The organism is Granulicatella sp., from assembly GCF_057274575.1.
Map to the genome: position 1 here is coordinate 154,141 of NZ_DBHISP010000001.1, position 13,391 is coordinate 167,531.

Genomic DNA, 13,391 nt, shown 5'->3' on the forward strand with positions numbered 1-13,391 from the left:
TAATTTATGGTTAAATGTGATTTAACACATAATATTATTGTATTCTTGAAATCGTTATAAGTCAATTCATTTAAGAAGAATTTTAAAACAAAAAAGTCTTTTAGTAATTAAAATACTAAAAGACTAAAATAATTGTTATTTATTCAAAAATTGTTTTGCTGAATCATTCAATTCAGAGACAATTTGTTGCACTTCATCTAATGTAGTCACTACAGCTCCAGAAGCTAGCGGGTGCCCACCGCCTCCGTGATTTTGAGCAATTGTATTCACAATCGGACCTTTAGAACGAAGATTTACTCTATACGTTCCATCTGGTTGTTCCACAAAAAGCCCCCAACAATGAATGCCTTCTACTGTACTTGGTAATGAAATTACTCCATGTGTTTGGTCTTCTTGAATACCATAAGTTTTTAAATGTTCCTGAGTCAATACAGTTGCAGCAACTCCATTGTCAGAAATTTCCATATTTTGATAAATATATCCTGCTAAACGACTAACTGAAACAGGATTTGTAATCATTTGGTACGCAATACCTGAAATATCAACATCGAACTCTAATAATTTAGAAACCATTGAAAATGTAATGGTTGTCGTCGAAGGATATAAGAAACGTCCTGTATCTCCAACAATACCAGCATAAAGAGCATTAGCTGCTTCTTTTGACATTACCCAATTACTTTCAGCATCAAAAGTAAAACGGCACAACATCTCACTTGTACTGCTTGAATTAGTATCAACAAATGAAATAGCACCATACACATCTCTATCTGGATGGTGGTCAATTTTAATCACTTTCGATGGATCTACTTCAAATGGGCAGTCAATACGTGGTGTATTCGCACAGTCCAATACAATAACGAGTGAAGCGTCAAATTGCTCTTGTGTAATCTCGTCCATTTCTCCAATATAATTTAATGAGCTAGGCATTTCACCAAGTAAATAAACTGTTTTCTCTGGATAAGTAGCGCGAATAATTTCTCTTAATCCTACTTGGGACCCAATTGCGTCTGGGTCTGGTGATTCATGGCGTAAGATTACAATCGAATCTGCTTTTTTAATTTCTGCATCAATCTTTTTAAAATACTCAGTATAATTCATTATTTTATAATTCCTTTCATCCGATCATTGACTAATTCTATTGTAAACACAATACTTTATAATACTCTTATTTGAGTGTTATTTCAATTTTTCTTAAAGTTTCTTACTGTCGCTTTTAACTTAGTATCCACTTCGGAAATTTGGGTATTTGTGACAGAAGGAATACCGCATGCAAGCGTGTGTCCTCCACCTCCGAAAGCTTGCGCAATGTGATTAACTGTTGGGCCTTTTGAACGTAAATGAACTCTAAAGGTACCATCTTCTTGTTCCACATACATACTCCAAGCCAAAATCCCTTCAACCGTTCCAGGAACTGAAACTACAAGAGAGGCCAACTGGTCACTAGCTTTGAAACGACGAAGTACTTCTTTAGTTAAAACAACACTCGCCATCCCTTCAGGAGATACTTCTAAATGCTCATAAATATATCCTGTCATTCGACTCACGTTCAGCGGTTTCGTAATCATCTTATCGGCAATTCCAGCCAAATCTACTTCGTATTGTATCAATTTTGATACAAGCGCAAAAGTTTTCGAAGTAGTTGACGAATATAAGAACCTTCCCGTGTCTCCGATAATCCCGGCATAGATAACATTGGCAGCCTTTCTATCCATTTGAAATGGAGTCGTTTCATCGAAGGCAAACTCTGCAATAATTTCACTAGCACTTGCGGCTGTTGTATCCACATAGCAGATTTTTCCGTAAGAAGTCACGTTTGGATGGTGATCAATCTTAATCACATCATCTATATTTACTTCAAACGGACAATTAATAAGTCGAGATGTGGAACAGTCCACAACGATAATGAGCGAATTGTCGAATACCTCTTGAGTGATTTCATCCATGTCACCGATATATTTAAAGTTTTCGGGTATATCTCCAATAACATAAACAGACTTTTCTGGATAAGCTCCTTTTATCAGCTTACTAAGTCCTATTTGTGAACCCAATGCATCTGGGTCTGGTTTTCTATGCCTTAAGATTACGATTGAATTGGCTTTTTCAATCTCCTTGATGATTTTTTTGAATAATTCTTTGTAATTCATTCCTAGTTTCTTTCCATTAATTGATTTGACATAATCGCTTTCGCAACAACTGAGTTTTCAAGTAGCACAGAAATATCAATTTTAGATACTTTTCGGCCATTATCTAAAGTTTGAATTTGAATAGCAATTTTACTTTCAATTGGAATCATCTTTAAATAATGCATTTCTAATTGTTCAATAACCGTATTACGTCGTTGACTACGATGAATGAATTCTTTCGAAGCAACTGAAACTACTTCACAAAGAACTCCAAAAGACAGCATCCCTAAATTATTTGTCATCTGAGGAGTGACAGTGAAACTAAATCTCGCATTTGTTGGGGTAACTTCTATGACCTCTAAGTTTTCACTCACATCATCTTCGAAAGTATTTCCTACTTGAGGTTGTCTTTGTGCTAACTGCATAGCTTTCATAACATCTCGTCTTGAAATAATCCCAAGAAGTTCCATATTATCTTGAACAACAGGTAGCATTTCTAAACCATTCCATATCATTGAATGAGCAACACTTGCTACACTAGCATGTAACTTAGATACAGAAGGATTTTTTGTCATGATTCTTTCAATAATTAAATTATCAGATTTTCCTAGTATATCTTTAGCAGAAACTACCCCTATTAAACGATTAGAATGGTTCACAACCGGAAAACGAGAATTCCCTGTTGTCTCACTTAATAATCGATAATCCTTAACGGTTTGATCCATTTTTAAATAATTTGTATTATCAAAGTCATTATAAATATCAGCAACAATCATAATTTTTTTCTTAATCAGTTGATCGGTCATTGCTCTGTTGATGAGACTGGCAACCGTAAATGTATCGTATGTTGTTCCCATCAATGGAATTTTAAGTTCATCCGCTTTTTGAATTAATTGAGGCGTTGCTTGGAATCCCCCAGTGATTAAAACAGCGGCTCCTTGATTCAAAGCGAGTAATTGCGCATCTTCACGGTTCCCGATAATCACAAGTGATTCTGGTTGAATATAACGTGTCATAGCATCTAGTGTCATCGCACCTATAACGAAGCGGTTTAAGATTTTATCTAATCCTTCACGCCCACCGAATACTTCCCCTTCAATAATCTTAATAATTTCTCCAAAAGAAAGTTTTTCTAGATTATCCTTTGTTTTACGTTCAATACGAATCGTTCCAACTCGTTCAATGGTCGAAACAATCCCGACATTTTCAGCTTCCTTAATGGCACGATAAGCAGTACCTTCGCTCATTTCCATATTTTTTGCAATCGAACGTACTGAGATTTTTTCTCCAACTGGCAGCGATTCAATATAACGAATGATTTGTTGATGCTTTGATGTCATAATATCCCCTCTGTATTAAAAAAATGAAACACCTAACTTAAACTGTACTATTATTGTACTAAATTTTTTTCTTTAATACTAGAGCCCAAACAAAAAAACTGGTCAAAACAGACCAGTTTTATAACTATTTTATTCAAAATATGGAGGTATTTCTTCTCCATGAGGACAATGCGTTGGATTCCCTAAGAACTCCGCTAATCGCTCTGTCATTTCAACACTTGAAGCATGTTCGAGAATTTCTGCTTGATCATGAACAGACTCTCCACTAAATCCAAGAGAATTAACAAGAAAGACTTCCCAGATTTTATGTGAACGAATCAAGCGTTCTGCAACTTTAATCCCTTTTTGTGTTAATTTCGCACCTTTATAACGAATGTATTCGACCGTACCATCATTCACCAGCTTGTTTAACATTTCTGTTGTGGAAGCTGCTGAAAGGTCCAGCATTTGATTGATGGCTTTATTAGTTACAAATTCATCTTTACCACCTAATTTATAGATTGTTTTAATGTAATCTTCCTTATTTGGTGTCATAAGCCATCTCCTTTCATTTCCCTTTCATTATAGCATAATTCGAGACTGAAAAACAGAGCAAAGAAAGAGCCTTAGGAAACTCCTAAGACTCTTTAGATTTAAAATCAATTATTTGATACGACCTGGACGTTCTTTGTATCCAAAGTATGCATCTGCAAGGATTTCTTCCATATCAGCTACCATTGGTAAACGAGGGTTAGCAGGTGAACATTGATCTTCATAAGCAAGCATTGCAATCTCATGGATTGTAGCTAACCATTCTTTATGGTTAACCCCTTGTGCTTTGAAGTTCATTTCGATTCCTACAGCTTCCCCTAGTTCGTATACTGCTTTTGCAAGAGCACTTACAGCTTCTTCAGGTGTTGAAGATGGTAATCCTAACATACGAGCGATGTCTTGGAATTTTTCATCTGCACGGTAGTAGTTGTATTTTGGCCATGTAGCTGCTTTAGCAGGACGAGTACCATTGTAACGAATTACGTATGGTAATAAAATCGCATTTGTACGTCCGTGAACTGTGTGGAAGAATCCACCAATCTTATGCGCCATTGAGTGGCTCATACCTAAGAACGCATTGGCAAATGCCATACCAGCCATTGTAGAAGCGTTATGCATTTTTTCGCGTGATACGAAATCGGCATTTTTCACACTACTTACTAAATTTTCAAATACTAATTTGATTGCTTGCAACGCTAAACCATCTGTATAGTCATTTGCAAGTGTTGAAGTGTACGCTTCAATTGCGTGAGTTAATACGTCCATACCAGTATCAGCTGTTACAAAGTCTGGAACTGTCATCACTAATGCAGGGTCAACAATCGCAATTGTTGGTGTTAGTGAGTAGTCAGCTAATGGATATTTACGGTTGTTTGCTTTATCTGAAATTACCGCGAATGGTGTAACTTCAGAACCTGTACCAGATGTAGTTGGGATACCAACGTATTTAGCACGTTCCCCTAATTCTGGGAATTTAAATGCACGTTTACGGATATCCATGAATTTTTGTACTAAGTCACGGAAGTCCACTTGTGGTTGTTCATAGAACATCCACATTACTTTCGCAGCATCCATTACAGAACCACCACCAAGAGCGACGATTGTATCTGGCTCGAAGCTCTTCATGATTTCTGCACCACGGTTTACTGTTGTGATGTCTGGATCTGGTTCTACATCTGAGAATACTTCATAAATTACTTTGTTTGGACGTAATTCTAATTGTTCAATAACACGTTGTAAGAATCCTAATTTAACCATTGCTTGGTCAGTAACAATCATTACACGGCTTACATTTTTCATTTTTTGTAAGTATTGAATTGAATCGCGTTCGAAATAGATTTTTGATGGAACTTTAAACCATTGCATGTTATTTCTACGTCTCCCTACTTTTTTGATATTTAATAGATTTACAACACTTACGTTATCCCCAACTGAATTACGTCCATAAGAACCGCAACCAAGTGTTAATGATGGGATAAATGCATTATAAACATCCCCGATACCACCAAAAGTAGAAGGAGCATTCCAAATGACACGAATTGCACGAACAACGCGACCAAATTCTTTAGCTAATTCAGCATCTTCAGTATGAATTGCTGCTGAGTGTCCTAAACCATGGAATTCAACCATTTGACGTGCTTTTTCAACACCGTCTTCACGTGATTCTGATTTAAGTACTGCAATGACGGGAGAAAGTTTTTCGCGAGTTAAAGGCTCTTTTTCGCCAACTTCTTTACATTCTGCAGCAAGAATGTTTGTTCCTTCTGGAACTGAGAAACCTGCTTGTTCAGCAATCCATGCAGCTGGTTTACCAACGATGTTCGCATTTAGTTTAGCACCAGCACAGTTTTTGCTGTTTGCTTTCACGCCGAAGCAGAATTCTTCTAATAATGCTTTTTCTTTTTTATTTACGAAGTAAGTATGGTAGCTCTTTAATTCTTCAACAAAGTCATCGTAAATTTCTTTATCAATGATTGCTGCTTGTTCAGAAGCACACACCATACCATTATCGAATGATTTACTCATTACGATATCGTGAGCTGCTTGACGAATGTTAGCAGATTTTTCAACATAAGCTGGAACGTTCCCTGCACCAACCCCAAGAGCTGGTTTTCCGCAAGAGTACGCAGCTTTAACCATTGCATTACCACCTGTTGCTAAGATTGTAGCAATACCATCGTGGTTCATTAAAGCGTTTGTTGCTTCAATTGATGGATGTTCGATCCATTGAACACAGTTTTCAGGAGCTCCTGCTGCAACTGCTGCATCGCGAACGATTTGAGCTGCATGTGCTGAACTTTGTTGAGCTGATGGATGGAATGCAAACACGATTGGGTTCCGTGTTTTTAATGCGATTAACGCTTTGAAAATTGCAGTTGAAGTTGGGTTTGTTGTAGGTGTAATCCCACAAATAACCCCTACAGGTTCAGCAATTAAAGTCAATCCAGTTACGTCATCATCTGAAATAACGCCAACTGTTTTAGTGTGGCGCATGTTGTGCACCACGTGTTCACAGGCAAATAAGTTTTTCGTAGCTTTATCTTCGAAAACTCCACGCCCTGTTTCTTCGATTGCATGTTGTGCTAATACACCGTGTTGGTCTAACGCAGCTACTGATGCTTTGGCTACAATGTAGTCCACTTGTTCTTGATTTAACAAGCGAAATTCATCTAAAGCTTTTAATCCTTTCTCAACTAATAAGTCGATTTCTTGTTGTACTTGGTTGTTTTTTTCTTCACTCACTTGTGATTTCCCCCAGTGCTTGTTAATTTTATCACATTTATATCGTACACTATTTCACATTGTTTGTAAATAGTTTTCATAGAAAAATTTTTCTTTTGAAAACATATTCATTTGTTTTCATCTCCCTTTCAATTTAATGTCCTAACTTATACTTTTATTCTATCTATAATTCCGAAAATATCAATACTATCTCTAAAATATTTTGCAAACCATTACATTTAATTATAAAAGAAAGAAGCCGACATTTTTGCCAGCTTCTTTCTTTAAAACAATTCACTAAGATTGATATCTTCTAATGTTATTTCTTTATTTGTTTGCGCCTCTAGTGACTCAAAATCAAAATACTCATTAATACTTAGCTGATTGATTTGAAAAATTTGTTCAAAAAGATTTTCAGGAATTTTTTTCTTCCATTTATAGTCCACAAAATAATGGGAAAGATCTTCCTTTGAAATGGTCTTATATCCAAGTTCATTAAATTCCATTACCTTATAATGGAACCATGTTTTATGTCTATCTTTTAAACTTTCCTTGTTCATAGACTACTCTTCTTCAGTTGCTACTTCTTCCGTACGAACTTCAAGATTTGTTGGAGCTGCAGTAGGGATGACATGATGAATAGCGCGTTTTTCGAATACTAAAATAACACCTTCACAGTTTAATTCAACCGTTTGATTTTCACTATTCACATTTTCAATGACACCATGTAAACCTCCGATGGTAACAACGCTATCACCTGGTTTAATGGCATCCATTCTTTTCTGCATCTCTTTAACTCTTTGACGTTGTTTACGTCCAAAGAACCAGAACGCTCCACCCGCTACTACTACGTATAAAATTAATAATGTTGTTTGATCCATAATCTTTCCTCATTTCTTAAAATATATAGTCTTACTTTAACAAAAATGACCGGATTTTTCTATAAGCATTAGAAATTTCTAGCATTTTCTTTATTAAATCCATACTCTTCAAAGAACGCTTCTCTAAACTCTAATAAGTTATCATCCATAATCGCTTGTCGAACTTGTTTCATTAAGTTTAATAAGAAGTACAAGTTATGATAACTGGTTAAGCGTAATCCGAATGTTTCATCTGTTTTAAATAAATGACGAATATAAGCACGTGTATAGTTACGGCATGTGTAACAATTACATTTCTCATCTAAAGGACGGAAATCACGTTCATATTTCGCATTTTTGACTACAAGACGTCCGCTACTAGTCATACATGTACCGTTACGCGCAATACGTGTTGGTAATACGCAGTCAAACATATCTACTCCACGAATTACACCATCGATTAATGAGTCGGGTGAACCTACTCCCATTAAATAGCGAGGTTTATTAGAAGGAATCAGTGGGGTTAAGTAATCCAACACTTCATTCATCTCTTGCTTTGTTTCACCAACAGATAATCCTCCAATAGAATATCCTGGGAAATCAAGAGAAATCATGTCTTTAGCATGAGCAATACGTAAATCTTTATAGCCTGCACCTTGTAAGATACCAAATAATGCTTGCGTGTCTGGTGACTTATGCGCCTTTAATCCACGCTCTGCCCAACGAGTGGTACGAGCAATCGAATCTTTCACATAATCATGTGTATGATGAAAATCAGGACATTCGTCGAAACTCATAATAATGTCCGCACCTAATTTATTTTGAACATCAATTGAAATTTCAGGCGATAAGAACAATTTAGATCCATTTAAATGATTTCTAAAATGAACCCCTTCTTCTTCAATACGACGCATATCACTTAACGAAAATACTTGGAAACCACCTGAATCAGTTAGAATTCCTTTCTTCCAATTCATGAAGTTATGGAGTTTACCAGCCTCATCTACAATATCCGCACCAGGACGTAACCATAAATGATAGGTGTTACTCAAAATGATATTAGCGCCCATTTCATCTAATTCTTCTGGAGACATTGATTTCACGGTGGCTAGTGTTCCGACCGGCATAAACATCGGTGTTGGGAAAGTACCGTGAGGTGTAATGATTTCTCCAAGACGAGCGCCTGTATGTTTTTCTGTTTTAATCAATCTATATTTTACTGCAGGTTCTGTCATTACATAAATCCTTTCTTCATTTCATAACTATCTAACTGTACTCTACATAGGCAAAAATGTCCAATAAAAACGGGAGTCACGTGCTTAATGACTCCCTTTCTACTACCAACCTTAATCGGCAATTTTTGTATAATTGTAGCTTGGCTCTTTCAATTTCTCATCAAAGCTTACTTCTAAATTATGTCCTTGGAAAAACCATTCATCTCCAGTTTCAACAAAGTAAGTAATACCATTTTCTTCAACGCTCACATAAGGATTACTTGGAGCATCCACTTCAACAGCTAAAGAGAAGCCTTCATGAATCGGACTGCAACCATATACTTTACCCAGGAAACGAACACCACGTTCTTTAGATACACCCATTTCTTCTTCAAACCATGCTTGTGCTTTTTTATCAATTGTTAGTTGCATTGTATCCACTCTTTCCTTTAATTTACACTCTCATTCTAACATAAAACTATAAAAAGTTAGCAAAGTTTGCTCACTGATTACCTGTATACATGAAAGAAACACAGTTTAGTGATGTTAAACTTGTGAACCCATTAGATTCATAAAAAGAGATTGTCTTCATCGAATTATCCGTTGATAGTTGAATTTGATACACATTCTTGAATTTTTCTAGAGTCTGTTGTAACAATTTTGTTCCAATTCCCTGGTGTTGATACTCAGGAGTTACCAGAATGTCTTGAATAAAGAGAATAGACGCTCCATCTCCAACGGCTCGCAATACACCAACGAGTATTCCTTCCTCATTAAACGCTGCTAATATATGAAGAGAATTTCCGTAAGCTTCTTTCAGCATTGATGGATTTTGTGTATAATTTGTCCATTCTACCGCTTCATATAAAGGCAAAACATCTTCTAAAGTTAAAGCTGCATTTTCAACATAACGGATCATTTGATTCAACCTCCTTATATCGTAATCATTTACAGTGCTTTCATAAAAATTATAAATAAAAAAACTGGAATCCACAATAGTGAATTCCAGTTCTGAAATTGTCTAATAAGATTAGCCAAGTTTGTTATAGTACTCAACGACTAGTGATTCGTCAACTTCAGAAGTTAACTCGTCACGTAATGGTAGACGGTTTAATGAACCTTCTAATTTATCTTCGTCGAAAGTAACGAACTCTGGACGACCATATAAAGCTTCTAAAGCTTCTTTAATGATTGTTAAGTTACGTGATTTTTCACGAACACCCACAACATCGCCAACTTGTACTTGGAATGAAGGGATATCTACGCGTTTACCGTTCACAGTGATGTGACCGTGGTTCACTAATTGACGTGCTTGACGACGAGTAGCTGCTAAACCTAAACGGTATACTACGTTATCTAAACGTTGTTCAAGAAGAACCATGAAGTTTTCACCATGTTTACCTTCTTTAATTTTTCCAGCTTTTTTGAATAAAGTAGCAAATTGACGTTCGTTCATACCATACATATGACGTAATTTTTGTTTTTCTTGTAATTGTTGACCATACTCAGATAATTTTTTACGGCTGTTTGGTCCGTGTTGACCTGGTGCGTATGGACGACGAGCGATTTCTTTTCCTGTTCCTGAAAGTGAAATGCCTAAACGACGAGATAACTTCCAGCTTGGTCCAGTGTAACGTGACATTGAACATTCCTCCAATAATTGTTTATTTTTTGGAGTAAAATAATCGCGAAATCTTCGATTCGTGCAGTCACTACAAGGGTTCACCTTTGCAGCCGTGGTTACTACCTTACCCTAAAGGCTAGGACTGTTGACGAGCTTCTATATTTCTGCTGCATATTTTACACAAAAAATATTGTACCCTATTTCTTATGAAAATACAAGGATTTTACTTCACTTCCCACTCAAGAGATAAGTGGCAACATTTTTGATCATCGGATTCCAATTGATGGAAAGTTTGAACTCCATTTTCACTTTCGCGAATTTCATAAAAACTTTTAACTATAGCCTCTGGTAAGATTTCCTTATCATATTTTACAAGAACTGATTTTAATCGATGAGTCTTAATATATTCCATCCCAAGGCTATCCATCACCCAATCGAAATACTTCGCATTATTCACATGGTGATTATAATCGATATCATTCAAGCGAACGCGGTACGTTTGAACACTTGCTTTCTCCAAGTCGATTTTTGGAACTCTTGGATTTCGACGATTATCCTTTTTATTCTCAATTGGGTATTCGTTAAGCACTTCTTCATCGAGTGAGATGAGTTTTCGCTCTTCAATATTAATCATTGAGAAAGTCGTTAATGCGTCTACTAGTACTTCTTCATCTAGAGACAAAATTGTATAACGACGGAACGTAAAGAACTTGTTATATCCAACTGGTTCAGTTTCTACAATAATTTCTTCTTCTAATTTAGGAAGACGATTAACAGTTAATTGGTTTTGAATCACAATCCAAGATAAGCCTTTTTGATAAATTAAATCAGGGTGTGCTAAAGAACGCTCTTGTTTACGAGACGCTAACATCATAATCCCAACAACATGACTTAGAGATAACTCTCCTTTCCAATTACACTCATACGCCTTCACAACATGATTCATACGACAAATTGATTCTACCATAGTACATCCTTTCGTTATTGCCTAGTTCCATACATCTTCGCTTTCTGTATTCAATACTGAAACAATGTCATGCCCCTTGAATAAGATAATATAGTCGGTTGGTAAATGCATTACTTCATATAATTCTGGATAATCTGGAAAGATTTCATACGCTTGATTTCCTTCTAGTGGTTGAGGATCAATCGTTTGATCGATTGGAGCAATATACCAAGTTTCATCATCAAAACGGTGCGCATACCACTCATCCACTTCAAACGTATGGTTTGCAATCACTAATGGTCCATCGAAACGAAATGGAATCAGACGGCCTAATGTTTTCGTACGTTTTCCTGTTTGAATCGTTTTACGAATAATATCTAAGAAATAAGAGAAATCTTCTACCCATTCATCTAATAGTTTATGCTCGTAATTTTGAACCACTACTTGAAAATCTTCCCCATTAGGAATTACTTTCACTTGTCCATAATGAATTGGAATTAAAGTATCGACCTCGTCCCAATTCTCCTCAAAATATTCTCCTACGAAAGTAAGCAACTCTTCTGCTTCCTTTTGATAGTCTTCATCCGCCACTAAAGTCAGACGTCGACCATTCACTTCACGAATAAATTCCATAAAATCTCTCCTTCCACGTTTACTAGTGTACCTCATTTTAAAAAATTTTACCTGTATCATACCCGCAAACACTGAAAATTTGTTATACTGAATGAAAGCATGAAAGGAGCACATCGATGCAAAATAACCCTTTTTACAAGTTTTATCAAAAATCTCTTGAAGAAAGAAAAGAAACTTTATTAAATCATCCAAACTTATCTAACGAAACCAAATCACTACTCGAAAAAGGTCTTGTACTACCAGAGTCCATTGCAAACCAAATGGTAGAAAATCAAATTGAAATCTACGGCCTTCCATATGGAATCATTCCAGAATTAATAGTGAATGAAAAAAACTATATCGTTCCAATGGTAACGGAAGAACCTTCTGTTATTGCTGCAGCGAGTTACGCTTCAAAATTAATCAACTTAGCTGGCGGAACCACAACGATTCAAGAAAAGCGCGAAATGATTGGAGAAATTGCAATTGTAAAATCTCCTCTAACACTAGAAGAAGTAAAAGCCAAACTTGAGGAACAGAAAGAATCATTATTTTCGATTTCTAATAACGCTCACCCTTCCATCGTCAAACGCGGTGGTGGTATACGAGATATCTGGGTAGAAGAAAAGTTTACTGACAAAGAACGATTCTACATTTTCTATGTATCAGTTGATACAAAGGAAGCAATGGGAGCGAATATGCTAAATACCATTCTAGAAGCACTTGTATCACCAATCGAAACACTGACTGAGGGTGAAAGCATTATGGCTATTCTCTCGAATCTAGCAACAAACTCCGTTGTCACTGCTGAATGCGTGCTCTCTCCAAGAATCTTGGATAAGAGAACTACTAAAGGTGAAGATGTGATAGATCGTATCGTTTTAGCAAGTGAATTTTCAAAAGCGGACCCTTACCGTGCAACTACACATAACAAAGGGATAATGAACGGTATTGATTCTGTTGTCATCGCTACAGGAAATGACTGGCGAGCAATCGAAGCTGGTGCTCACGCTTATGCAAGTTTAAGCGGCCAATATCAACCACTGACAAACTGGACAAAAGATGAGGCAGGGAACTTAGTGGGAACTATTACTCTTCCACTTCCTGTTGGAACGGTTGGAGGTTCAATTGCCATTCATCCAGGTGCACAATTTGCACACGAGTTACTCGGTCATCCAAGTGCTGTTGAACTAGCGGGAATTATCGCCTCGATTGGTTTAACTCAAAACCTTGCTGCTGTAAGAGCTCTTGTAACAGATGGTATTCAAAAAGGCCATATGAGACTTCAAGCGAAATCCTTAGGGCTAACAGTTGGAGCAACCGAAGAAGAACTGCCACATCTTATGAACTTACTCAGTAAAGCATCTCACTTAAATCAAGAAACAGCTAAAGCTCTATTAGAAGAATTGAGAAAATAAAA

General features: G+C 36.4%; 14 protein-coding genes. 1 reads left to right on the forward strand and 13 read right to left on the reverse strand.

Annotated features, from left to right (window positions below):
- Positions 1-135: 135 nt before the first annotated feature.
- The 13 genes from ACO5V7_RS00705 to ACO5V7_RS00765 all read right to left on the reverse strand — a co-directional run bounded on the left by ACO5V7_RS00705 (position 136) and on the right by ACO5V7_RS00765 (position 11,992).
- Entirely contained in the window at positions 136-1,098 is a 963-nt protein-coding gene (locus ACO5V7_RS00705; RefSeq protein WP_485484671.1) for a DHH family phosphoesterase, read from the reverse strand.
- Between the two features lie 83 nt (positions 1,099-1,181).
- Positions 1,182-2,144, reverse strand: a complete 963-nt coding sequence (locus tag ACO5V7_RS00710; protein ID WP_485484672.1) for a DHH family phosphoesterase — start codon at positions 2,142-2,144, stop codon at positions 1,182-1,184.
- 2 nt (positions 2,145-2,146) lie between these two features.
- On the reverse strand, positions 2,147-3,463 hold the full coding sequence (locus tag ACO5V7_RS00715) for a DRTGG domain-containing protein (RefSeq protein ID WP_485484673.1): 1,317 nt from the start codon (positions 3,461-3,463) through the stop codon (positions 2,147-2,149).
- A gap of 129 nt (positions 3,464-3,592) precedes the next feature.
- The gene (locus ACO5V7_RS00720) at positions 3,593-3,997 is read right to left on the reverse strand and encodes a metal-dependent transcriptional regulator (protein WP_298649243.1); all 405 of its coding nucleotides are present in this window, start codon (positions 3,995-3,997) and stop codon (positions 3,593-3,595) included.
- Positions 3,998-4,105: 108 nt separating this feature from the next.
- On the reverse strand, positions 4,106-6,736 hold the full coding sequence (adhE, locus tag ACO5V7_RS00725; RefSeq protein ID WP_485484674.1) for a bifunctional acetaldehyde-CoA/alcohol dehydrogenase: 2,631 nt from the start codon (positions 6,734-6,736) through the stop codon (positions 4,106-4,108).
- Between the two features lie 263 nt (positions 6,737-6,999).
- Entirely contained in the window at positions 7,000-7,275 is a 276-nt protein-coding gene (locus ACO5V7_RS00730) for a post-transcriptional regulator (protein ID WP_298649249.1), read from the reverse strand.
- Between the two features lie 3 nt (positions 7,276-7,278).
- Positions 7,279-7,596, reverse strand: a complete 318-nt coding sequence (gene yajC, locus ACO5V7_RS00735) for a preprotein translocase subunit YajC (protein ID WP_298649251.1) — start codon at positions 7,594-7,596, stop codon at positions 7,279-7,281.
- 68 nt (positions 7,597-7,664) lie between these two features.
- Complete coding sequence (gene tgt / locus ACO5V7_RS00740; protein ID WP_048710024.1) at positions 7,665-8,810, reverse strand: tRNA guanosine(34) transglycosylase Tgt; 1,146 nt, start codon at positions 8,808-8,810, stop codon at positions 7,665-7,667.
- Positions 8,811-8,921: 111 nt separating this feature from the next.
- On the reverse strand, positions 8,922-9,221 hold the full coding sequence (locus ACO5V7_RS00745; protein ID WP_263089607.1) for a HesB/YadR/YfhF family protein: 300 nt from the start codon (positions 9,219-9,221) through the stop codon (positions 8,922-8,924).
- 70 nt (positions 9,222-9,291) lie between these two features.
- Positions 9,292-9,708 (reverse strand): GNAT family N-acetyltransferase, encoded by a 417-nt coding sequence (locus ACO5V7_RS00750; RefSeq protein ID WP_485484675.1) that lies wholly within the window; start codon positions 9,706-9,708, stop codon positions 9,292-9,294.
- A 111-nt stretch (positions 9,709-9,819) separates the two neighbouring features.
- Positions 9,820-10,431: a 30S ribosomal protein S4 gene (rpsD, locus tag ACO5V7_RS00755; RefSeq protein WP_485484676.1), complete on the reverse strand. Its 612-nt coding sequence runs from the start codon at positions 10,429-10,431 to the stop codon at positions 9,820-9,822.
- Between the two features lie 205 nt (positions 10,432-10,636).
- Positions 10,637-11,380, reverse strand: coding sequence for an acyl-[acyl-carrier-protein] thioesterase (locus ACO5V7_RS00760; protein ID WP_485484677.1), 744 nt, complete (start codon positions 11,378-11,380; stop codon positions 10,637-10,639).
- A gap of 21 nt (positions 11,381-11,401) precedes the next feature.
- Positions 11,402-11,992 (reverse strand): immunity protein Imm33 domain-containing protein, encoded by a 591-nt coding sequence (locus ACO5V7_RS00765; protein ID WP_298649266.1) that lies wholly within the window; start codon positions 11,990-11,992, stop codon positions 11,402-11,404.
- A gap of 116 nt (positions 11,993-12,108) precedes the next feature.
- On the opposite strand from ACO5V7_RS00765, the gene ACO5V7_RS00770 reads away from it, so the two are divergent.
- Positions 12,109-13,389, forward strand: coding sequence for a hydroxymethylglutaryl-CoA reductase, degradative (locus ACO5V7_RS00770; protein WP_485484678.1), 1,281 nt, complete (start codon positions 12,109-12,111; stop codon positions 13,387-13,389).
- Positions 13,390-13,391: the final 2 nt, after the last annotated feature.